Source organism: Haloarchaeobius salinus, from assembly GCF_024464185.1.
GTDB lineage: Archaea > Halobacteriota > Halobacteria > Halobacteriales > Natrialbaceae > Haloarchaeobius > Haloarchaeobius salinus.
In genome coordinates this window covers 93,574-113,923 of sequence record NZ_JANHAU010000004.1, presented here as the reverse complement: position 1 = coordinate 113,923, position 20,350 = coordinate 93,574, and the positions used below count along the sequence as shown (strand labels likewise).

The following is a 20,350-nucleotide window of genomic DNA, read 5'->3' as shown; positions in this document are numbered from 1 at the left end:
CGCACACGGTCGGGTATGACAGTGAGCGACTGGGGCGACTGGCTGCCCCGTGCCGTCGAGGACGCGTCGCCGGATGGAATCGCGGTCTGGTATCTGGGCTGTAACGGCTTCGTACTGAAAGCCAGCGACGGGACGACCCTGTTCGTCGACCCCTACGTCGGACTCGGCGACCCGCCGCGCACCGTCCGTATGATCCCGGTGCCGTTCGACCCCGAGGACGTGACCGAGGCCGACGCGGTGTTCGCCACCCACGAGCACACCGACCACGTCCACGGGCCGAGCCAGGCCCCAATCCTCGAACGGACCGGCGCGACGTTCTACGCGCCCGACGACAGCCTCGTCGTCGCCCGCGAGGCGGAGGTCTGGACCGACGACCACGACATCGACGAGCACCAGTTCCACGAGGTCAGGGAGGGCGACACCGTCGAGGTCGGCGGCTTCACCGTCCACGTCGAGCCCGCGAACGACCCCGACGCCACCCACCCCGTCAGCTACGTGTTCGAGCACGACGGCCACACCGTGTTCCACGGGGGCGACACCAAACCCAGCGACGAGTTCGCCGCCCTCGGCGAGCGCTACGATATCGACCTCGGCATCCTCGCCTTCGGCACCGTCGGCCAGATTCCGGACAAGGAGACCCGCGAACCGAAGCGCACGCGCTGGTACAACGACGAGAACCAGGTCGTCGAGGCCGCCAGCGACCTCCAGTTCGACCGGCTCCTGCCGAGCCACTGGGACATGTGGAAGGGCCTGACGAGCGACCCGAAGGTGCTGCACCACCACGCCAAGAGCTTCGCGTACCCCGAACGGCTCGAGATCGGTGAGATCGGCGACCGCGTCGACGTGTAACCGGCGCTCCGCTCGTTCTCGGAGGTTCACGTCCCCACCACCGGCACGCATCTGTCGAGACTGGGAGAGCGAAGCGAGGACGTCGAGACACCACGCGAGGGGCGAGAACCGGCAGTTCGTTGCAGCGGCCGCCCCACCGTACGACGACCCCGACCACGGCACGAACGCATTAGTACGAGCCGTCCCTCCCGGCGGATATGGATCTGCTGTCGACCGCCCTCGTCGGCTTCGTGCTGGTTTCGCTCGCCGTCTCGGTGGGCATCGTCGCCCGGATCGACCGGCCGGGCGGGGAGTGGGGGGCGCGGCTCCGTTCGCGCTGGGTGATGGGCGTGCCGTGGGGGACGCTCGTGGTCGTCGGCTTCGTGCTGGCGGTGTACCTGTTCGTGCAGGGCGGCTGGGACCACTGGCGGGACCCGGTGGTGCTCCCGTTCCGGGCGTGGTCGTACCTCTACCCGACGGGGCTGCTGACCGCGGGGTTCTCGCACGCCAGTCCGGGGCACCTGACGGGCAACCTCATCGGTACGCTCGTGTTGAGCCCGCTGGCGGAGTACGCGTGGGGCCACTTTCCCGAGAACCGCGGGTCGGAGTCGTTCGCGTCGTGGCGGACGAACCCCTGGATCCGGGCACTCGTCGTCTATCCCACCGTGGTCGTCGCCGTGGGGCTGCTGACGGCGCTGTTCTCCATCGGCGCGGTCATCGGCTTCTCGGGTGTCGTGTTCGCGTTCGCGGGCTTCGCGCTGGTCCGGTACCCGCTGACGACCGTCGTGGCGGTGCTGGGCGGCCAGCGGTTCCTCTCGCTGCTGTACGACGTGCTCCGGGACCCCGTGCTGGTGCAGGGGGCGTCGCCGAGCCCGCCGTCGCCGCCGTGGTGGGCCGGCATCGCCATCCAGGGCCACGCGTTCGGGCTGTTCGTGGGCTTCCTGCTCGGCGTGGCTGTGTTCTACCGGCGGAGCGACCGACCGAGCGCGCTACGGCTCTGGCTGGGTGTACTGTTCTTCGCGGTCGCGAAGAACCTCTGGGCGGTGTACTGGTACCTCGGCAACGACGAGTACGTCCTCTACCGCGGCGTGGGGCTGGTGCTCGTCGTCGGGCTCGCGGTGGTGGTCGCGCTGGCGCTCGACGTGACCGAGCGGGACTTCGACGCCTTCACGCTCCGGACCGGCGCGGTGACGGTGCTCGTGGTCGTCGCGGCGGTGATGACCGGACCGGCGGTGTACAGCAACCTGACCACGGTGTCGGACGACTCCGTGCCGGGCGAGGGAGCCGTCGAGGTGGAGGGCTACCAGGTGACCTACGCCGAGGACGTCCGCAACGAGCTCATCCCGGTCATCGATGTGGGGCCGCTCTCCCAGCAGACGAACGTGAGTTCCTCGGGTGTCATCGTCGTCAACCAGGACCGGAGCATCTGGTACGAGAGCGTCTCGGCCGGACGGCTCGCCTATACTGGCTACACCCGGGTCCGGGTCGGCGGCGTCGGCTGGAGCGCCGACGTCGGCGTCGACCGCGACGGCTGGTCTGCCGTCGGCGGCGGCACGTCGTACCGGGTGTTCCTCCGGCCGCCCGACGGCGACTGGACGCTGGTCCACGAGAGCAACGCGGTGACGGCCGAGCCTAGGCTGGACGGGAAGAACGTCTCCATCATGCCTGCTGGTGGTGCGCCGTACCAGCTCGTCGTCAGCCAGAACGGTTCTGTCGTCGGGCGCGATGCGGTGCCGCGGGTGAACGACTCGGTGACCGTCGGCGGCATCGAGTTCGTCCGCGAGGAACGCGGCGACGGGGACCGCATCTACGCGGTCGTCGGCGATACACGGGTCCGCGTGTTCGCCGAGGAGACGTACCGGTAGCGGGCAGCCGGTGCGGCCCGCCCGTCGCTCAGTCGTCGCGGTGCCACTCGATCCTGAACACCTCCGCGTCGACGGTGTGGGTCGCTGACTCGTGGAAGGGGAACTGCCGGTCGAGGTCGAGCTCCGCCGCGAAGGCGTGGGTGACCTCGCCCGCGTTGTCGGCCGCGAAGGACTCGACGAACGTCCGGCTACCCTCGTTGTGGACGGAGTAGGAGACCTCCGCGAGCGATGCTGCTGCGGTCAGGAACGCCCGGTCCGCGTGCTCGTTGCCGTCCTGTGCACCGAACGGGGGGTTCATCAGCACCGTCGTCGCCCCCGAGGGACACAGCGGCGGGTTCGTCGCGTCGCCACAGCACCACTCGACGGTTGTGCGTGCGCCCACGCGTCGTTCGTTCTCCAGGGCGGTCGCGAGTGCGTCCCGGTCGAGGTCGACGCCGACGACCCGCTCTGCGCCCCTGAGTGCGGTCCCGAGTGCGAGCATCCCCGTCCCGGTGCCGAGGTCCAGCACCGTCGCACCGGCGATGTCGCCCTGCGTGTCGGCGACGTGGACGATGGAGGCGGCTACCTCGGGCGGTGTCGGGTACTGTTCGAGGTCGGTCCGCGGCGAGTCGAAGCCGGCGACCACGCCGAGTTGCTGGGCCAGCGCGCGCCGTGTGCTCATCGGCGAAGAATCAGTCGTCGAGGCTGATAGGCCCGTCGAGTTCGAAGCCGACCCCCTCGCGACGTGCGCGTTCTGCACACGCCGAGAGCGCGGGCTCGACCTTGTCCGCGTCGGCCACGTCGCCGCATTCGACGGTGATCCGGGCCGCGCCGAGGAACGCCGCCGCGCGGACGAACCCGCGCACGCGGTCGACCTCGCGCTGGGTCTCGAGCGAGCAGTCCTCGTCGAAGCAGGCCCGCACCGTCAGGACGGACGGGACGTAGCCGGACTCGGTGAGCTCGTGCTTGAGGTCGCGCAGGTACTCCGGTGCCGTCGAGTCGAGCGCCTGAGCGTCCAGCGATACGGGCTGGAGGTCCTCCGGGCGACACTGTTCGATGGTTCGTTCGACGTTCGCGGACGGGGTCGCACTCATTGACGCCACATACATTATGGGAATACAAAAAGGTTTGTAAATGTCCAGTAGTAATACCCGGTTCGGTATGGTACACGTACCGGAACCGTGAGAGGATGGAACACGCTTATTATTCCGGTCGTTCACGTTCCTGTATGAAAGAGTGCCCGCGGTGTGGTTCCTCGCTCAGCGCGTACTCCCTGAGCGACGTGGAAGCCTACGGCTGTGACTCGTGTGGGTGGGTCGGCGTGCCGGTCGACCACCAGAGCGAACCGAAGCGACTCGAGTCCTGGCAGGACGCCATCCAGCGGTTCCAGCAGAAGTTCGCCGCCGACGGACTCGACGAACACGCCGAGCGGCTGGAGCGGATCGAGCAGGCCCGACGCGATGCGGTGAACGGCGACGTCGAGGAGGAGCCCGAGCCGGACGACGAGCGCGCCGACGTCGAGGGCGCTGACGACTCGGCTGCGGAGGCTGGCGAGTCCGAGAGCGCAGAGACCGCGTCTGGAGAGACCGACGAACCAGCGGACGCGAGCGACGATGCAGCGGAGGACGCGGACGACGAAGCGGTGGAGGAGACCGAGGTTGCGGACGACGAAGCGGTCGAGAGCGAGGCCGGCGACGGGGCCGAAGCCGACTCCAACACCGAGGGGGACGAGGCCCAGGGAGACGGCACCGAGGCCGAAGAGGACGTGGAGGACGACGCCGAAGACGCACCGGCCGGCGACGGCACCCACGAGGAGACCGACGAAGAGGTCGAGGTCGCTGCGGACGGCTCCGGCCAGTAGGGAGCCCACCGACGGTACTCTGTTCTGCTCACCGTTAGCGAGCGCTCCCACTGGTCGGTCGTGAGCGAGCGAAAGAAGTGGTGTGTGTGGACTCTACTCGTCGGCGGCGGGTGCTTCGGCCTCTGCCCCGGCCTCGCGCTCGTCGACGTCCTCGTCGGAGCGGGCGGCGACGAGCGAGCCACGTGCGACGGAGTACAGCGGCTCGTTGGCGTGCTGGACGCCACTGATGGAGAACGGAATGTTCGCGTCCTCGAGGTGGTCGCGGAACAGCGCCTCGAAGCCGTCCGGGCTGGAGGTGCCGCCGGTGACGACGACGGGCACGTCCAGCCCTTCCTCGACGTCCTCCTCGTCGACCTCGCGGACGACGTTCTCGATGACGTAGTCGAGCAGGTTCTCGTAGTAGATGCTGAGTGCACCCTCGACGCCACCGACGTCGGTGGTGAAGTCGAGCTCGAAGTCGTTCTCCTTGATGGAGGTGACCTTGTCGACGGGCGTGCCCGTGGCCTGTGCGGCCTGCTCGTCGATCCAGTCGCCACCGCGGGCGACGGAGAACTTCATGACCGGCACCGCGTAGTACGCGAGACAGACGTTCGTCATGCCCGCGCCGAAGCTGATGCCCAGCCCGGTGAAGTTGTTGTCCGCGAGCTCGCTGTAGATGACGGCCATCCCCTCGTTGATGGGTTCGGCGTCGTAGCCCATGTTGCCGAGGAAGCTCTCGATGGTCTTCTGGTGGTAGAGCGTCGACAGTTCGGAGTCGATCGGGTCGGCCGGCACCGAGAAGTAGAGCTTCTCGTCGGGGTGGTTCGGCTCGCCGACGACCTGCTCGATGATGAGCTTCATCATCGGGATCGCGGACTTCTCCGAGGAGGAGAGGATGCCGTGCTTCATCGGGCGGCGTGTCTCCTTGTTGAAGATGTTCGCGAAGTTCAGGGCGTCGTCACCGACGACGTACACCTTGTCGTCCTTCCGGATGTGGAGCACTTCCGAGCGAGAGAGCATCTGCTCGGCCATGTCCGAGTACTCGATCTCCACGAAGGAGTTCCGCTGCTGTACGAACACCGTGTCGTTCCCATCTTGTTGGGCCGACAGAATGTTCATCGTCCCAACGTCCAGGCCTTTAGCCATATTTGCCCATTCTAACCCACCGAATAATAAAACTATGTGAAATTATTTCATCACTATCGGACATGATATTAGCAAGGCGTTACCGAATCGTCCGACGCAGGTCAGCTGAGGCCGAGTGCCCGCTTGATGCGGGCGAATAACCCACCACTACCGCCGGTCGCCGCGGCGATGCTCGTGGACTCCTCGGTCTTGCGCTGCTCCTCGCGCTGTCGACGCTCGCGGAGTTCCTTGAGCTTCTGGGTCTGGTCGTCGACCGTGGTGTTCGAGGTGGCGGTCTTCTTCTCGCCGCCCTTCATCGCCTTGAGGTTCTGTATCTGCGAGTCGACGCCCTGCGAGCGCGTCACCTTCGCGCTCTGCTGGCTGAACGCCGAGGTGTCCATCTCCTCGTCGACGCTGAACTGGAGGCGACGGTTGTCGCTCTTCTCGACGCCGCCCCACGAGAGGTCGACGCCCGACATCGCCTGGTCGATGTCCGCCTGGATCTCGGCGTCGGAGTAGGACTCCTCGGGCTCGGCCTCCTCCTCCTCCATCGGCTCGATGTCGGCCGGCCCGGGCTTGCGGTAGCGTTCGAGCTGGTCCGCGACCAGCGCCGCGCCGGTCGAGCCGACGACGAGGACCAGCCCGAGCGCGTAGAGGCCGATGACGCCGAGGGTCGCCCCGACGCCGTACTCGTTCCACTGCCCGGGGTAGACGGAGACGAACCAGACGACGGCGGCCAGGTCGATGACGCCGCCCGCCGCGGACGCGTAGACCGCCCGGCGTTCGACCGGGAGCAGGACCACGATACCGGTGATGGTCGCGGGGAGCGAGAGCATTCCGAGGGCGTACGCGATGCGCGTCCAGTTCCAGAACGGGTCCGTCCCCGCCTCGAAGCTCGTGAAGCTGACCACGGTCAACAGCAGCGCGATGATACCGACGGCGATGCCCCCGAAGAACAGCCCGAAGCCCAGGTAGACGTCCGTCTCCTCCTCCGGTTCGCCGATGTACTCGCGGTACAGATTGTATAACGGGTTGTCCGGTGGCGACTCCTCCGGTCCTGTCGCCGCAGTCGGTGATTCCTCGTCGGCCATTGTCGCCCAATACAGCGTCATCTCTCATGACTGTTTGGTTAAGCGTATTCATCCTGAAAAAAGACGGTCGTACGCGCGCATGACGCCCGTCTGACGGACGGGGAGAACGGCGGTGACAGGTCCGCTCCCGTCAGTCCTTGCGCTTGACCACGTCGCCGAGCGTCGTGGTCGTCGAGGAACCGGAGTCCCAGTCGCTGTCCTCGTCGCTGCCGCCACCCATATCGAGGTTGATCTCGAGGAACCGCTCCAGCTTGGACTGCACCTTGTCGCTCGGCAGCGTGTCGCCGCGTTCGAGCTTGCGGATGAGGCTGGCCTTCTCGTTGAGTTCGTTCGCGAGGTCGGACTGGCTCAGCCCGCGGTCCTCGCGCGCCCGTCGGATGCGTTCGTCGTAGTCCTGGGCGAGCTCGTCCATGTCGTCGAACATGTCCGACCGACGCCGGGAGGAGCCGCCGCCGCCAGAACCGCCGGACGAGCTGGACGAGCTCGAGGAGGACGAGGAAGAACTCGAGCTGCTGGTCGAGTACTTCGTGGAAGTGCTCGAGGACTGCTGGGTCTTCACTTCGGTTCCGAAGTCGGCACAGTCGTCGCAGACGTCCAGCTCTGCGCCCTCGACCTTCACCGTCTTCGGCGACGCCGTCTCGGCACCACACATCTCACACTGAACCATACGCGGCCGTTCGTCGCGTGCAGTGATAAAAGATACGACGGCTCAGTCCAGCTGGCCCCAGACCTCGTGGAACCGCTGGAGCGCGGTGAGGTGCCCGACGACGGCGAAGACGACGAGCAGCCAGCCGACGACATCGAGCCCGTATACGGTCCGGGAGACGCCGGCCGCCGCAAAGCCGACGAGGCCGGAGAGCGCGAGCCGGTCCGCACGGCCGAGCACGCCCGCGTAGAGCCGGCCGACGCCGACCGCCTGTGCCTGCGTGCCGAGGTAGGAGGTCATCAGGACGCCCGTGACGGCCGCGAGCCCGAGGTCGTAGCGGCCGATACCGGCGGCGAAGCCGGCGATGATGACGAGGTCGGCGTACCGGTCGAGCACGTGGTCGAGCACGTCGCCCGCCTCGCTGGCCACGTCCTGCGCCCGGGCCAGCTCGCCGTCGATGACGTCCAGCCAGCCGTTGAGGCCGACACAGACCGCGCCGAGGGCGTACCAGACGGCACGGCTCCCGGCGGGGGCCTCGACGGCAGGGCCGCCGAGGGCGAACGCGACGGCGGCCGCGCCAGCGAGCCCGAACGCGATGACGCTGACGGCGTTGGGGGTCAGCCCGAGCCGGTCGGCGAGCCTGACGAACGGGTCGAGCAGCGCCTGGATGCGTGGTCTGAGCTGGTCGAGCGTCATAGGTAGTCGAGGTAGTCCACGTCGCCCGCACTCGGTTCTCGCGTTCCGTCGACGACAGCCGCGAGGGCGTCGGCGACCGCCTCGGGGCTCGACCGGGTCGTCTCGATCTCGTACACCGAGTCCAGCCCGTGGGTCTCGACAGCCTCCGAGAGCACGACGTCGAGCGCCTCGCTCTCGGCGTTCTCGGCGGCCTTCGCGTCGGACTCGCCCCGGTCGCGCAGCCGTGTCGCGAGTGCTTCGGGCGCACAGCGCAGGACGGCCACGCGGTCCGCGTCGAGGTGGTGCGCGAGGTGGGAGTCGAGCACCAGGATGGCCGCTCCGGCGTCGCCGGCTGCCTCGTACTCCTCCACCCACGCCGCGAGCGCGTCGAGGTCCGCGACGACGCTGTCGCGCTCCTCGTCGACCGTCTCGTACAGCTCCTCCCGCTCGATGATCTCGTTCAGGTGGACCACGTCCACGTCGTCCCGGGCCTCGGCGAGCAGCTCCGTGGCGGTCGTCTTACCCGTCCCGGGCGTGCCGGTCACGGCGACCCTCACTTCCCGAGCACCTCGTTCAGCGTCTCGACCGCCTCGCGGGTCCCGTCCTCGGTACCGCACGTGATCCGCACGCAGCCGGGCAGCCCGAAGCTCGTGCAGTCACGGACGATGACGCCCGCGCGTTGCATCTCGTCGGCGACGGCACCGGCACTCTCGGGACCGCGAGCCTCGCTCACGTCGACGAGGACGAAGTTGCCCTCCGAGGGCCACACCGGCGCGTCGATCTCCTCGCGCATGTACTCGCGCGCCCAGCGGGCCGTCTCGACCGATTTCTCGACGTGTGCGTCGTCTTCGAGGGCGGCGAGTCCGGCGCGGCAGGCCAGCTCGCTCGCCGCGAACGGCGTGTTCACGCGTGCGTAGGCGTCGGCCCAGTCCCGGGGGACCAGCGCGTAGCCCAGCCGCACGCCGGCCAGTCCGTAGGCCTTCGAGAACGTCCGGAGGATGGCCACGTCGTCGCGCTCCTCGAGCAGGCCCCGTGCGCTCTCGACGTCGGCGTACTCGCCGTAGGCCTCGTCGACGAGGACGAGCGTCTCCTCGGCGGTCTCGTCGGCGATGTGCTCGATGGCGTCGAGCGTGAACGTCCCACCGGTGGGGTTGTGCGGGCTGGTGAGGTAGACGATGCGCTCGCCGTCGTAGTCGGAGAGCACCGTCTCGGGCGTCAGTGCGAGCTCCGGGCACGCCAGCTCGTACGTCTCGACCTCGCCGTGGTGGTAGCGGGCGCTCATCCCGTAGTAGGCGAAGCCCGGATCCGGGACGAGGACGGTGTCGCCCGGGTCGAGCATCGCCCGGGCGAGGTAGTCGAGCGCGCCGTCGCCGCCGTTGGCGAGCCAGACCTGCGCTGCGTCGCAGTCCCAGCGGTCGGCCAGGGCGTCCCGCAGGTCGGCGTGGGCCGCCTTCGGATACGAGGAGACGCCCGGGGCGGTCCCCCGGATGGCCTCGACCGCCGCCGGCGAGGTGCCGTGGGGGTTCTCGTTCGACGCGAGCTTCGTGAGTGCCGCCGGGTCCACGCCGAGGTCCCTGGCGACCTCCTCGATGCCGCGCCCCGCCTCGTAGGCGACGTGAGCCGAGAGGTCGCGTGGTTTCATGCTCGAAAGCCCGGGCCGTGAGCCCTTAAGCGTAGTCAAGCACTGCTGTCGGAGGACGACCCGGCGGTGTCCGTGGTGCCCTCCGTGAGCGTCGCCGCCCGGGCGTGGGCCTGCTCGACGACCGTCGGTCGTGCCCTCAGTTGGAGCCGGACGTGCTCCCCGTACTCGACGGCCTCGACGGTACCGTGGTCGTGGCACCACGCGACGAAGCCCATCGTGTCGTCGCCCTGCGGAAGCTCGAACGTCTCGGTCGTCGCCGGGAGTTCCGCGAGGACGCGCGTTTGCAGGTCCTTCAGTCCGGTCCCCTCGGTCGCGCTGATGGGGACCGGCTCGCCGAGGTCGTCGGGGAGTACCGCGGACTTGCGGCGGAGTTCGTCCTCGTCGACGCAGTCGGCCTTGTTGAACGCCGGGACGACGGGTCCGTCACCGACCTCGTCGAGCACGGTCGTGACCCGCTCGCACAGCGCGTCCACGGGCTTGCTCGCGTCGACGACGAGGACGACCACGTCGGCCTCGCGTGCCTCGACCAGCGTGGAACGGAACGCCTCGACGAGGTCGTGGGGCAGGTCGCGGATGAACCCGACCGTGTCGGAGACGAGGAGCCGGCGGCCGTCGACTGTACACCGGCGCGTCGTCGTGTCGAGCGTCTCGAACAGCCGGTCCTCGACGGTGGCGGTCTCGGCGAGGTCGTTCGGCCCCGCCCCGAGATCTTCGAGCGACAGCTCGTCGGCCAGCCGGTGCAGCAGGGTCGACTTGCCGGCGTTCGTGTAGCCCGCGAGCGCGACGAAGTCGAAGCCGGCGTCGTGCCTGCGCTCGCGGTTCCCGTCGCCCTCCTCCGGGAGCTCCTTCAGCCGGTTCTGCACCCGGTCGATGCGCAGTTTGACCTCGCGGATCCACTCGCCCTCGGGGTCGTGCGTGGGGAACCAGTTGTACTCGTCATCGTGGCTCTGCACCTCGCGACGACGGTGGAGCTCGTGCTGGAGACGCGCGAGCTCGACTTGGAGCGTCGCCCGCCGGGTGCTCGCACGCGCCTCGAAGATGTCGAGGACGAGCCGGAAGCGGTCCCGGACCTCGACGCCGTCGGGCAGCCGGTCGGTCCACGCGAAGAACTGTGACGGCGTGAGCTCGTTGTCCACGACCACGTAGCCCGCGTCGTGGTCGCGGACGCTCTCGGCGACCTGCTCGACCTTTCCGCGGCCGAGGTTGAACGTGGCGTCCGCTGCGCGTGTCTGTGTGTGTTCTGCGACGACCTCGTGGCCCGCGGATTCTGCGAGGGCACGGATCTCGGTCGTGTCGGGTCGGTCGTCTGCGGTTCGTGCTGCGAGTACTGTCCGTCGTGACATGTGATGTGTATCTGGGGATGGCGGTTCTGCGGCGTCGCACGTCACGGGTGACAGCTGGTCGACGCAATCGCACGACGGAGACGCCGCTGGCGGTCCAGCAGCCTGCGGGCTCGTGACCCGGCTCTCACGGAACCGGCGTCCGAGGTCGCCTCAGAAAGTGGATAGGGTCTCCATCGTGGCCGTGACGGGATGTCGCTGTGCTGGCACTTCAAGCTTCGGTCGGGGAGAGACCGGTTGACACGCTCGGCGCGGTGGTCGAGCTGGGGACGAAAACTGGTGGCTCGGCGGGAAAAATGGTCGATAGACCGACAGTTGTGTGCCCGGGCGCTCGCCCGATGCGGGACAAATAAACCTTAATCCACTATACGAAATCGGTGGGGGCGCTCAGTCCTCTTTGGTGTCCCGCAGGTGCTCGCGCAGGCCGAACAGCATCGGTGCCGAGACGAGCGCGAGCAGGCCGCCACCGGCCGCCAGCGCGGACTTCGACATCACCTCCTGCGGGCCGTCACCGACGAGGACGACCCCGCGCATGCCGCGGTCCCGATAGTCCTCGCAGTAGTACTTGCTCAGGCCGGAGCCCGAGAACTCCATCGCGTACCTGTTCCCGACGTCGGTCGTGTGCTCGCTCGCGAAGCCGAGCGTATCGTCGACCACGCTGTAGGGGCCCTCCGTACCGGCCCACTCCCAGACGACGGTCGTCTCGGGGTCGACCCGCATGGCGGGCGGGTCGAAGGCGTACGGGCCGCCGTTACCGTCCGCACCGACGGTGACCGTCACGGTGTCCTGCCCGCGCTTGTCGACGACGCCCTCGTAGTTCTCGACGCCCTCGAGCCAGCCGTCGAACGTCGGGCCGGTCGACTCGGACTCCTCGGTCCCGGTGCTGGTCTCGGTCGCGGTGCCGTCGGTCAGCGTGACCGAGACGTCGCCGACGACGAGCGCGGCCCGCATCCCCATGCTCTTGTGCGGGTTGCAGGCGTACCGGACGACACCGGTCTCCTCGAACGTGCGCTCGAAGGTCGCGCCATCCTCGCTTTTCATCTCGGACGCGAAGCTACCGTCCTCGGCGGCGACGTCGTGGACGCCGCCGTTGCCGGACCACTCCCAGACGACGGTCGTCCCGGGATCGATGCGGACGGCCGGCGGATCGAAGGCGAACGCGCCGCCGTTGCCTTCGGAGCCGACCGTGATGGTCACCTCCGACTCGCCGGTGCGGTCGACCAGGCCGTCGAGGTTACCGACGCCGTCGAACCAGTCGGCGAGCGATACCTCCTCGTCCTGCTGGCCGGCGGCCAGCCCCGATGCCGCCGTCCCGAGGGCGACGGTGCCGGCCGCGGTCATGAACTGTCGTCTACGCATGGTCTCAGCCCTCGTAGCCCGCGTAGTCCATCAGGTTCGCGAAGATCTCCGTGTCCATCGCCTCCGTGTAGACGATGCCCGAGAGCATCCCGCCCGGGTAGCTGTTCCCGTTGCGGACGTGGTCGACCTTGTGGCAGTGCATCAGGTAGATGCCGGGGTCGGCGTCCGCCTCGAACTCGATGGTGTAGCGTTCGGCGGGTGCGACGTTCAGCACGTCCTGCTTGAACTGCATCCCCTCGGGGTACTCCGCGCCATCTTTCTCGACCACCTTGAACCGGTGGTTGTGGATGTGCAGCGGGTGGCTCATGAACCCGCCGTTGACCCAGTGGACACGGACGGTGTCGCCCCGGTCGACGATCATCGGCGACCCCTCCTCGGGGTGGAGCGTCCGGGGCGCGCACTTCCCGTTGACCGTGAACGCGTCGGGGCGGCGGTTCGTCAGGTCGAACTGGACGTCCTCGCCGGCGTGCTGTCGGGCGAGGCGGGTGTCCCACTCCTTGACGGTCATGAAGTACTCCTTGTCCGCTTCCTCGTAGCCCTCGGGGTCGACCCGGAGGATGCCGAACATCCCCATCTCCATGTGCATGGGGGTCTGGTAGTGGCAGTGGTAGAGGTGCGTGCCGGCCACGTTCGCGGGGATGGTGTACGTGTGCGTCTCGCCGGGCATCACCGTGATGCCGGTCGTCGTCGGCACGCCGTCGTCCTCCCAGGCCTTCGTCACGCCGTGGAAGTGCAGCGTGTGCGGGGCGTCGGCGTCGGTGTTGTCGAGCGTGACCTCGAGCTCCGCACCCTCCGTACAGCGGAGGATGGGTGCCGGGACGCTCGGGTCGCCGTCGTCGGCGGCGAACGCCCACGTCGTCGGGAGCCCGACGGGGCCGCCCATCGTCTCAAGCGGGTGCATGTCGTGGCGTGCCTGCACGGGCTTCAGCGTGACCTCGTGGCCCCGCTCGTCCAGGTCGACGACCTCCGGCTTGCTCGTCGTCGGGAGGTCCTGCATCGCCCGGTTCTGCGTCGCCGCGCCGGGGTTCACCTGCCGGGTGGAGGGGGAGGTCGTCGTCGTCAAACAGCCTGCAGCAGCCGCGAGTCCCGTGGTTCCCGTCGCTGCCATGAACCGCCGCCTCGAGATTCCGGTACCGGGAGCGCCTATCTGATTTTCGCTCATACTCCGACGTGCGGCCGGGTAGTACGTATAAAGGGCAGGCGATTCCAGTCCGGTGGGAAAGGAACCTCCCAGAATATAATCGGATTTTATGGACTTATATTGGCGTGAGTTCGCACAGCACGCGGAGGGCTAGAGCGTCTCCGACACCGCGTCGGCCGCCCGGAGCGCCAGCGCGGCGATGGTGAGCGTGGGGTTCAGCGCGCCGCCGGTGACGAACGTCGAGGAGGAGGCGATCCAGCAGTTGTCGAGGTCGTGGGTCCGCAGGTCGGGCCGGACGACGCTCTCGGCGGGATCGGTCCCCATCCGCGTCGTTCCCATGTGGTGGAACGCCGGCCCGGTCGCGTCGGGGCCGGTCACCCAGTCCACGTCGACGCCGAGCTCGTCCATGATGGCCGCCTGTCGCTCGTTCGCCGCCTCGATCGTCCGCCGCTCGCGCGCGCCGAGCGACCAGTGTATCTCCGGGACGGGATTGCCGTGGTCGTCTGTCACGTCCGGGTTCAGCGTCACGCGGTTCTCCGCGCGTGGCGGCTGCCCGCAGAGCCCGCCCATCGCGAGTCGGTTGCCGTACGCCCCGCGTATCTCGTCGGCGAGCGCGTCGCCCCAGGCCGCCTCGCTCTCGGTCGAGAGCGCGATATCCACCGGGGACGGGCCCGCGTAGTTGAGGAACTCCAGCTTGTACGGCCCGACCGAGTCGTCCACGTCGTCGTAGAACTGGTGGCACTCGCTGGTGATGAAGCCGACGTGCTTCTGTCTGGTCGGCTCGTCCAGCTCGCCGCCCATCCCGGCGAACAGGTGGTCCATGAAGTACCGGCCGACCGCGCCGGAGGAGTTCGCGAGCCCGTCGGGGTGCTGCTCGGAGCGCGAGAGCAGGAGCAGCCGCGGGGTCTCGATGCCGCCCGCGGCGAGCACGAACTGGCGGGCCTCCTGTCGGTGCTCCTCGCCGTCGGGCGTCGCGTAGACGACGGCGTCGACCGTCTCGCCGGACCGGTCGTGCTCGATGCGCTGGACCGGCACGCGGTCGACGATGCGGGCCCCCTCGTCCTCGGCCTTCGCGACGTGGACCGTCGCGTCGTACTTCGCGCCCGAGGGACAGACGGGCTTGCAGGTGCCGTAGCCCTGGCAGGGGCTCCGGCCGTCGAACGCCTCGGAGTTCCGCGCGTTGGGGGCCGAGTGCATCGCGATTCCCAGCTCCTCGCAGGCTCCGGCGAACAGCGAGTCCGAGTACGACGGGCGGAAGCCCGGCATCGGGAACGGCTCCTCGCGCGGCGGGGCGAACGGGTTGTCGTCGGCTCCGGCGACCCCGAGTTCGGCCTCGGCCTCGGCGTAGTACGGCTGGAGGTCGTCGTAGCCGATGGGCCAGTCGCGCTCGACGCCGTGTCTGCTCCGGCGCTCGAAGTCGTCCTCGTGCAGCCGGAACACCATCCCCTGCCAGTGCAGCGTCGTCCCGCCGACGCCCTTCACCCGCGCCGCGTTGAGGGGGTAGAACCGTCCCCCTGCGTTCGTGTACGCGTCGCGCGGGCCGCCCATGTCCCACACCTCCTCCGGACCGTGGCTGGGTCGGATGTGGCGCTCCATCCGTTCGAGTCGGTCGGCGGGATCGAACCGCGGTCCGGCCTCCAGCACGACCACGTCGTGTCCCTGGCTGGCGAGTCGGTGCGCGACGAGCGCCCCGGCGGGCCCGGCTCCGACGATGCAGACGTCGGCCCGTGGCGACGGGGTGCGGTCGACGTCGTCGCCGGCACTGCTCCGGCTCATTCGTCCGCCCCCCGACGATAGCTCGCCGTTCCACCGGGGTGGCCGATGGGGTTCTCGGTGCCGACCAGCGACCCGCCCGTCGGCGACGTGTAGAAGGCGTACAGCAGTTCGTTGACGACGTAGTAGCGGACCCGCGCCGGCGGCCGTCCTTCGGGGTCGGGCTCGATGGCGTCGGCCCCGAGCTGGCGGAGCGTCGCGTCCCGGTCTGCCCGGTCGAGCGCCGCGTAGGGGGCGTCGAACCAGCTCTCGGCCCGCTCGTCGACGACGGTGAGCACGTCTGCCATCCCGTCGCGGTAGTCCGGCCTGTCCGCGGTCCGGCCGGCGACGTACGTCTCGACGAACTCTCGGACGCCCCCGACCTCGCTCGGATACAGGACCTCGGCGACGGCGACCAGCGTCTCGACGTCCACGTCGGGGTCCGCACGCTGGTCGTCGAGTCGCTCCTGCGAGAGCGCGGCCGCGCCGGCCCCGACGACGATGCCGGTCGAGGTCAGCACGGCCATCGCGTCCCGCCGCGTCAGCTCCATCTCTGGGCCGATTAGGCCGACCTAAAACTTAAGCGCTGGGAATCTCCACGGTGTGTTCGAGGCGGCCGACGCCCTCGACCTCGATGACCACCTCGTCGCCGTCCTCGAGCTTGCCGACGCCCTCCGGCGTCCCGGTCGCGACGACGTCGCCCGGCTCGAGGGTCATGTAGCTCGTGATCTCCGCGATGAGTTCGGGCACGGAGAAGATCATCAGCTCGCGGGTCGAGTCCTGGCGGAGCTCGCCGTTGCAGTACGACCGCACGGCGGCGTCCTCGGGGACCTCGTCGGGCGACGCGAGCACCGGGCCGATGGGTGCGGCCCCGTCGAACGCCTTCCCGCGCACCCAGTTCGTCTCCCGGTTCTGGTCGTCGCGGTTCGAGAGGTCGTTCACGCAGGTAAAGCCCGCGACCACGTCCATCGCGTCCGCCTCGTCGACGTCCTTCGCCTGCTCGCCGATGACGACGCCCAGCTCCGCCTCGAAGTCGAGCCGGTCCTTGCCCGCCGGGAGCGTCACCTCGCTCCCGTGGCTGGCCACGGTGTTGGGCCCCTTCAGGAACAGCAGCGGTCGGTCCGGCACCTCGTTGCCGAACTCGTCGGCGTGTGCGACGTAGTTCCGTCCGACGCAGACGACCTTCGAGGGCTCACACGGCGCGAGCACGTCCACCTCGTCCTCGTCGAACGTCCGGTCGCCGAACTCGATCGTTCCGTCGTCCCACTCGCCGTACCGGACCGCACCGGCCGGGTCGCGGAAGCGTACGCGTCTCATAGTCGGTCCGTCGGTCGGAGCCCGGTTAAGGGTTGAGAACCCGGTGAGTTCCGCGTGTGTCGCCCCGCCGGAATCCGGTGGGAACGGAAGGTTTAAAATTGCCGACCGGGAACGAACTGATGCGCTCGGTTGGTGTAGTCCGGCCAATCATCTTGGCCTTTCGAGCCGAGGACAGGGGTTCAAATCCCCTACCGAGCACTTCTCGAACGTGCTACAGTGAGAGAGGAGCGCAGCGTAGGGATTTGAACCAGCGAGCAAATCTCCGATTTGCGAGTGAGGTTCAAATCCCCTACCGAGCATTTTCACGACCGTCAGACCGACCAGCCTAGCCGCCAGAACTGATGGTCTCGGGGTAGGCTCGCTGGGTCAGGAGTTCGCGGAGCCGCACCGTGAAGAACGGGGGGTTGTCGAGGTTCGAGGCGTGCCCGCTGTTCGGGACGACGTGAACCGCCGTCTCGCTGTGCTCGAGCTGGGCCAGCAGTCGCTCGGTCGTCTCCTCGTTGGCCGTGGGAAGGTGTTCCCCGTGGAGCACGAGCGTCGGTGCGGTGACCGCTGAGAGGTCGACGGGTTCCCTGGAGAAGCCCGCGGTCGCGTCGGCGACCTTGACGAACTCCTCGTGGGCGATGTGTGGGGCCTCCTCCAGTAGCCGCTGGACGGTCTCCTCGTCGCCCGAGATGCCGGGGAGGAGCAGGTTGCCGACGCGGAGCTGCCACCGGTTCAGCGTGCGGTAGTCGACGAACCGGCCGAGTCGGGCGAGGAACCGGACGTTCGCCATGGCGAGTCTGCCGGCGAGCGGGAGCGGGCCTGCGGGGAACGTGTCCGCGAGGACGAGCCCGGCGACCCGCTCGGGGTGGGCCGCGGCGAACGCCTGCGCGATGGCCCCGCCCATCGAGAGGCCACAGACGACCGCCCGGTCGACGGCGAGCGCGTCCAGCAGTGCGGCGAGGTCGTCCGCGAACAGCCCGATCGAGTACGTCGACCGCGCCGAACCGCCGGTGTGGCCGTGCCCACGCACGTCGTGGGCGATGACGGTGAACTCGTCGCCGAGGGCCGCCAGCTGGTGCTCCCACATGGTCGAGCTCATGAGCATCCCGTGGACGAACACGACCGGCGGTCCGTCGCCCTGCTGGACGTAGTACGTCTCGATGTCGTCGGTCCGGACGGTGGGCATCCCGTACGGAGAGGGGGCGGACCGGTATCAGGGTATCGTGGCCTGCGACCGCGAGCCGAGCCTTCGTCCGTCTCGAGCGGGTGGCCGAGGAGTAGCGAGACGGCCTCGAAAGTACTTTACCGGCGTAGGCGCGAGGCTACGGCAAGACCATGTCCGACAAACCGGCGTCGATGTACCGGGAGATCTCCAAACCCGCGTACACCCGACGCGAGTACATCACCGGCATCCCCGGCTCGAAGATCGCACAGCACAAGATGGGCGACACCGCCAGCGACCCCGACGACTGGCCCGTCCAGATCAGCCTCGTCCTCGAAGAGGAGTGCCAGCTCCGTCACGGCTCGCTTGAGGCCTCCCGGCTGTCGGCCAACCGCCACCTCATCAAGACCCTCGGCGAGGGCAACTACTACATGATCCTCCGGAAGTTCCCGCACCACGTCATCCGCGAGAACAAGCAGGCCACCGGCGCGGGTGCCGACCGTGTCTCCGACGGCATGCGCCAGTCCTTCGGGAAGATCGTCGGCACCGCCGCCCGCGTCCCGAACGGTGAGCGACTGTTCACCTGCTGGTGCACCGTCGAACAGGCCCCCGAGGTCAAGGACGCCTTCCGCCGCGCCTACAACAAGATCTCCCCGCCCTGTCGCGTCGTCGTCGAGCGCGGCGAGGAGAAACTCATCGCGTAACCCCGCCGCCCGCTTTCTGCTATCCGTCGCGACGCCAGAACGCCCAGTCCCGCGGCCGTTCCATCTCCGGGTCCGTCTCGCCGGTCCGTCGCTCGGTACGGAGGTGGACGCCCGCGGTGACCGCGAGCGTCCCGGCGAACAGCCCGCCGTAGACGAACCCCGGCATCGACCCGAGCGGCGGCACGCCCAGCCAGCCAAGAGCGACGACGACCGCGAAGGCCCCGGCGAGCGCGAGGTACCGCTTGCTCCAGTCAGTGCCGGGCGCGTCGGACTCGACCGGTCTGTCGCCCAGGTACGGTGCGAACGTCGCGGTCGCGTCGGTCCGCGCGACGGTGCCGCGTGACTTGTCGTAGTCGACGACGCCGTTCTTCGACAGCGCCGGCAGGTGCGTCTGGACGAGCGAGGTGTAGACGCGCTTTCGCTGCTTGTACTCCAGCGACGGCACCGGGACGTCACACTCCCGCGCAGCGACGTAGGCCGTCAGCTCGCGGACCGTCAACTGCTCCGTCACCAGCAGCGCCCGCAGGACGGACCGGCGGCGCTGGTTGCTCAGGGTCTGGTACACCACGTCGGTGGTCGGCTCGCGTCCGGTCGTCGATGTGTCTGGTGATTCGAGCGTCGCGCTGCTCCCCCCATCACCTTCGGCTACAGTATCCATTTTCCCCCTGAATATTAAAGGGCGTCTGTGAGTAATAACCGTGCCGGTGGTTTACAAGGTCGTTGCCACCGGGCGGGAATCGAGCGACGAGGAGGCGAAAACGTGGCGTTCGAGCCGTTCAAGTGCGTAATTTTCCGGAATCCGGTCACGCGACCGTACCACCGGTACTGGTGTCATACCTATGCCGGCCAGAGGTGTAATCATACCGAGGAATCGGCGCATCGAGCGACCGTTCCGGGAGAACCGACGATGGAAGGGACGACAGCACGCAGGGGAGGGGAATCGTTCGTCGAACAGCTACGCCGCCCGGAGTACACGGGCGAGAACCGCTGCATACCGTGTACCGTGACGAACCTCGGTATCGCGGTGGTGCTCTCGGCGGGGGCGTTCCTGCTCTCGTCGTGGCTCGCCGCCGGGGTCGCGCTGGTCTCGGTAACGGCGATCTACCTGCGGGGCTACCTCGTGCCGGGCACGCCCGAGCTGACCAAGCGGTACTTCCCGGACTGGCTGCTGTCGTGGTTCGACAGGGGGCCGGTCCCGTTCGACGCGGAGTCGTTCGCGGTCGAGGGGCTGCTCCTCGAGGCCGGCGCGGTGGTGCCGGGCGAGGCGGACGTAGAGCTCGACGCGACGTTCGCCACGGAGTGGTACGGCGAGATGGAGCGGGTCCACGACGAGCCGAGCCAGCGTGCGGCGCTGGCCGAGCTCGCGGACCTCGACGTCGACGAGATCCGGCTGGACGCCAGACCGGGTCGCTTCGTCGCGTGGTACGACGGCGAGTGGCTCGGGCAGTGGGAGTCCCGTGCCGCGTTCGTCGCGGACATGGCGGCCGCGCCGGTGCTCGCGACCCGGCTCGAGGACTGGGAGTCCATGCCGGTCGCGTACCGGAGCGAACTGCTGGCCGGACTCCGGCTGTTCCTGGACCGGTGTCCGACCTGCGACGGCGACGTGACCTTCGGGACCGACGTGGTGGAGTCCTGCTGCCGGTCGTACGACGTGGTGGCCGCGAACTGTTCGGGCTGTGACGCCCGCCTGTTCGAGCTGCCCTTCGACGAGTCGATGGCCGCGACGCCGGTCTGAACCGAGAGTTTTCCGGGGGAGGGAACCGAACCAGGGGTGGGGCCGTCTACGAGTTCGACTGGCGGACCTGGTCGATGGAGGGACTGCAGTGTTCAGCGTGGAACGGGGGTCGCGATGAACTACTCGGACGTATAACGGTAATAACTGGTTTGCAAACCCCGGTC

At 68.5% G+C, this 20,350-nt stretch carries 21 protein-coding genes and 1 tRNA gene; 6 read left to right on the top strand and 16 right to left on the bottom strand.

Annotation, left to right across the window (positions count from 1 at the left end):
* Positions 1-15: 15 nt before the first annotated feature.
* Positions 16-849 (top strand): MBL fold metallo-hydrolase, encoded by an 834-nt coding sequence (locus tag NO345_RS14855; RefSeq protein WP_256300450.1) that lies wholly within the window; start codon positions 16-18, stop codon positions 847-849.
* Positions 850-1,046: 197 nt separating this feature from the next.
* The gene (locus NO345_RS14850) at positions 1,047-2,693 is read left to right on the top strand and encodes a rhomboid family intramembrane serine protease (protein ID WP_256300448.1); all 1,647 of its coding nucleotides are present in this window, start codon (positions 1,047-1,049) and stop codon (positions 2,691-2,693) included.
* Between the two features lie 28 nt (positions 2,694-2,721).
* Here the strand turns inward: NO345_RS14850 and NO345_RS14845 are convergent, their stop codons facing one another.
* Together NO345_RS14845 and NO345_RS14840 are read right to left on the bottom strand one after the other, a co-directional pair.
* Positions 2,722-3,354, bottom strand: a complete 633-nt coding sequence (locus NO345_RS14845; protein ID WP_256300446.1) for an METTL5 family protein — start codon at positions 3,352-3,354, stop codon at positions 2,722-2,724.
* Positions 3,355-3,364: 10 nt separating this feature from the next.
* Positions 3,365-3,766 (bottom strand): DUF7961 family protein, encoded by a 402-nt coding sequence (locus NO345_RS14840; RefSeq protein ID WP_256300444.1) that lies wholly within the window; start codon positions 3,764-3,766, stop codon positions 3,365-3,367.
* 134 nt (positions 3,767-3,900) lie between these two features.
* On the opposite strand from NO345_RS14840, the gene NO345_RS14835 reads away from it, so the two are divergent.
* Positions 3,901-4,533, top strand: a complete 633-nt coding sequence (locus tag NO345_RS14835; protein WP_256300442.1) for a TFIIB-type zinc ribbon-containing protein — start codon at positions 3,901-3,903, stop codon at positions 4,531-4,533.
* Between the two features lie 93 nt (positions 4,534-4,626).
* On the opposite strand, the gene NO345_RS14830 is transcribed toward NO345_RS14835, so the two are convergent.
* From NO345_RS14830 to NO345_RS14775, 12 genes are all read right to left on the bottom strand, one after another.
* Positions 4,627-5,658: a disk-shape morphogenesis protein volactin gene (locus tag NO345_RS14830; RefSeq protein ID WP_256300440.1), complete on the bottom strand. Its 1,032-nt coding sequence runs from the start codon at positions 5,656-5,658 to the stop codon at positions 4,627-4,629.
* A 101-nt stretch (positions 5,659-5,759) separates the two neighbouring features.
* A complete protein-coding gene (locus NO345_RS14825) occupies positions 5,760-6,728 on the bottom strand; it encodes a cell division protein CdpA domain-containing protein (protein ID WP_256300438.1) in 969 nt (322 codons plus the stop codon).
* 130 nt (positions 6,729-6,858) lie between these two features.
* On the bottom strand, positions 6,859-7,395 hold the full coding sequence (locus NO345_RS14820; RefSeq protein WP_256300436.1) for a multiprotein bridging factor aMBF1: 537 nt from the start codon (positions 7,393-7,395) through the stop codon (positions 6,859-6,861).
* A gap of 42 nt (positions 7,396-7,437) precedes the next feature.
* Positions 7,438-8,070 carry a CDP-alcohol phosphatidyltransferase family protein gene (locus tag NO345_RS14815; protein ID WP_256300434.1) on the bottom strand — a complete coding sequence of 211 codons (633 nt, stop codon included), beginning with the start codon at positions 8,068-8,070 and terminating at the stop codon, positions 7,438-7,440.
* Positions 8,067-8,606: an adenylate kinase family protein gene (locus NO345_RS14810; protein ID WP_256300432.1), complete on the bottom strand. Its 540-nt coding sequence runs from the start codon at positions 8,604-8,606 to the stop codon at positions 8,067-8,069. Before NO345_RS14810 ends, NO345_RS14815 begins: the two co-directional genes overlap by 4 nt.
* Positions 8,603-9,691, bottom strand: a complete 1,089-nt coding sequence (gene hisC / locus NO345_RS14805) for a histidinol-phosphate transaminase (protein WP_256300430.1) — start codon at positions 9,689-9,691, stop codon at positions 8,603-8,605. The genes NO345_RS14810 and hisC overlap by 4 nt, the downstream gene beginning before the upstream one ends.
* A gap of 35 nt (positions 9,692-9,726) precedes the next feature.
* Entirely contained in the window at positions 9,727-11,034 is a 1,308-nt protein-coding gene (gene hflX / locus NO345_RS14800; RefSeq protein ID WP_256300428.1) for a GTPase HflX, read from the bottom strand.
* A 384-nt stretch (positions 11,035-11,418) separates the two neighbouring features.
* Positions 11,419-12,390: a halocyanin domain-containing protein gene (locus tag NO345_RS14795; RefSeq protein WP_256300426.1), complete on the bottom strand. Its 972-nt coding sequence runs from the start codon at positions 12,388-12,390 to the stop codon at positions 11,419-11,421.
* Between the two features lie 4 nt (positions 12,391-12,394).
* Positions 12,395-13,498 carry a multicopper oxidase domain-containing protein gene (locus NO345_RS14790; RefSeq protein WP_438266772.1) on the bottom strand — a complete coding sequence of 368 codons (1,104 nt, stop codon included), beginning with the start codon at positions 13,496-13,498 and terminating at the stop codon, positions 12,395-12,397.
* Positions 13,499-13,681: 183 nt separating this feature from the next.
* A complete protein-coding gene (locus tag NO345_RS14785; RefSeq protein WP_256300422.1) occupies positions 13,682-15,307 on the bottom strand; it encodes a GMC family oxidoreductase in 1,626 nt (541 codons plus the stop codon).
* Entirely contained in the window at positions 15,304-15,834 is a 531-nt protein-coding gene (locus NO345_RS14780) for a gluconate 2-dehydrogenase subunit 3 family protein (RefSeq protein ID WP_256300421.1), read from the bottom strand. Before NO345_RS14780 ends, NO345_RS14785 begins: the two co-directional genes overlap by 4 nt.
* 28 nt (positions 15,835-15,862) lie before the next feature.
* Entirely contained in the window at positions 15,863-16,600 is a 738-nt protein-coding gene (locus tag NO345_RS14775; RefSeq protein ID WP_256300420.1) for a fumarylacetoacetate hydrolase family protein, read from the bottom strand.
* 123 nt (positions 16,601-16,723) lie between these two features.
* On the opposite strand from NO345_RS14775, the gene NO345_RS14770 reads away from it, so the two are divergent.
* A tRNA-Glu gene (locus tag NO345_RS14770) sits at positions 16,724-16,798 on the top strand.
* 127 nt (positions 16,799-16,925) lie between these two features.
* Here the strand turns inward: NO345_RS14770 and NO345_RS14765 are convergent.
* Positions 16,926-17,771 carry an alpha/beta fold hydrolase gene (locus NO345_RS14765; RefSeq protein WP_256300419.1) on the bottom strand — a complete coding sequence of 282 codons (846 nt, stop codon included), beginning with the start codon at positions 17,769-17,771 and terminating at the stop codon, positions 16,926-16,928.
* Positions 17,772-17,920: 149 nt separating this feature from the next.
* Between NO345_RS14765 and NO345_RS14760 the strand changes: the two genes are divergently transcribed.
* Positions 17,921-18,451 (top strand): 50S ribosomal protein L16, encoded by a 531-nt coding sequence (locus NO345_RS14760; RefSeq protein ID WP_256298369.1) that lies wholly within the window; start codon positions 17,921-17,923, stop codon positions 18,449-18,451.
* A 19-nt stretch (positions 18,452-18,470) separates the two neighbouring features.
* Here the strand turns inward: NO345_RS14760 and NO345_RS14755 are convergent, their stop codons facing one another.
* A complete protein-coding gene (locus NO345_RS14755) occupies positions 18,471-19,109 on the bottom strand; it encodes a DUF7344 domain-containing protein (protein ID WP_256300418.1) in 639 nt (212 codons plus the stop codon).
* Between the two features lie 249 nt (positions 19,110-19,358).
* On the opposite strand from NO345_RS14755, the gene NO345_RS14750 reads away from it, so the two are divergent.
* Positions 19,359-20,186, top strand: a complete 828-nt coding sequence (locus tag NO345_RS14750; RefSeq protein WP_256300416.1) for a DUF8054 domain-containing protein — start codon at positions 19,359-19,361, stop codon at positions 20,184-20,186.
* Positions 20,187-20,350 lie beyond the last annotated feature (164 nt).

Excerpts from the sequence above, each read along its gene's own strand:
- NO345_RS14820 (WP_256300436.1), bottom strand. The coding sequence starts at position 7,395 with ATGGTTCAGTGTGAGATGTGTGGTGCCGAGACGGCGTCGCCGAAGACG.
- NO345_RS14750 (WP_256300416.1), top strand. The coding sequence starts at position 19,359 with ATGGAAGGGACGACAGCACGCAGGGGAGGGGAATCGTTCGTCGAACAG.
- NO345_RS14840 (WP_256300444.1), bottom strand. The coding sequence starts at position 3,766 with ATGAGTGCGACCCCGTCCGCGAACGTCGAACGAACCATCGAACAGTGT.
- NO345_RS14765 (WP_256300419.1), bottom strand. The coding sequence starts at position 17,771 with ATGCCCACCGTCCGGACCGACGACATCGAGACGTACTACGTCCAGCAG.
- NO345_RS14830 (WP_256300440.1), bottom strand. The coding sequence starts at position 5,658 with ATGGCTAAAGGCCTGGACGTTGGGACGATGAACATTCTGTCGGCCCAA.
- NO345_RS14815 (WP_256300434.1), bottom strand. The coding sequence starts at position 8,070 with ATGACGCTCGACCAGCTCAGACCACGCATCCAGGCGCTGCTCGACCCG.
- NO345_RS14845 (WP_256300446.1), bottom strand. The coding sequence starts at position 3,354 with ATGAGCACACGGCGCGCGCTGGCCCAGCAACTCGGCGTGGTCGCCGGC.
- NO345_RS14775 (WP_256300420.1), bottom strand. The coding sequence starts at position 16,600 with ATGAGACGCGTACGCTTCCGCGACCCGGCCGGTGCGGTCCGGTACGGC.
- NO345_RS14825 (WP_256300438.1), bottom strand. The coding sequence starts at position 6,728 with ATGGCCGACGAGGAATCACCGACTGCGGCGACAGGACCGGAGGAGTCG.
- NO345_RS14850 (WP_256300448.1), top strand. The coding sequence starts at position 1,047 with ATGGATCTGCTGTCGACCGCCCTCGTCGGCTTCGTGCTGGTTTCGCTC.
- NO345_RS14835 (WP_256300442.1), top strand. The coding sequence starts at position 3,901 with ATGAAAGAGTGCCCGCGGTGTGGTTCCTCGCTCAGCGCGTACTCCCTG.
- hflX (WP_256300428.1), bottom strand. The coding sequence starts at position 11,034 with ATGTCACGACGGACAGTACTCGCAGCACGAACCGCAGACGACCGACCC.
- NO345_RS14855 (WP_256300450.1), top strand. The coding sequence starts at position 16 with ATGACAGTGAGCGACTGGGGCGACTGGCTGCCCCGTGCCGTCGAGGAC.
- NO345_RS14755 (WP_256300418.1), bottom strand. The coding sequence starts at position 19,109 with ATGGATACTGTAGCCGAAGGTGATGGGGGGAGCAGCGCGACGCTCGAA.
- NO345_RS14785 (WP_256300422.1), bottom strand. The coding sequence starts at position 15,307 with ATGAGCCGGAGCAGTGCCGGCGACGACGTCGACCGCACCCCGTCGCCA.
- NO345_RS14790 (WP_438266772.1), bottom strand. The coding sequence starts at position 13,498 with ATGGCAGCGACGGGAACCACGGGACTCGCGGCTGCTGCAGGCTGTTTG.
- NO345_RS14780 (WP_256300421.1), bottom strand. The coding sequence starts at position 15,834 with ATGGAGCTGACGCGGCGGGACGCGATGGCCGTGCTGACCTCGACCGGC.
- hisC (WP_256300430.1), bottom strand. The coding sequence starts at position 9,691 with ATGAAACCACGCGACCTCTCGGCTCACGTCGCCTACGAGGCGGGGCGC.
- NO345_RS14760 (WP_256298369.1), top strand. The coding sequence starts at position 17,921 with ATGTCCGACAAACCGGCGTCGATGTACCGGGAGATCTCCAAACCCGCG.
- NO345_RS14795 (WP_256300426.1), bottom strand. The coding sequence starts at position 12,390 with ATGCGTAGACGACAGTTCATGACCGCGGCCGGCACCGTCGCCCTCGGG.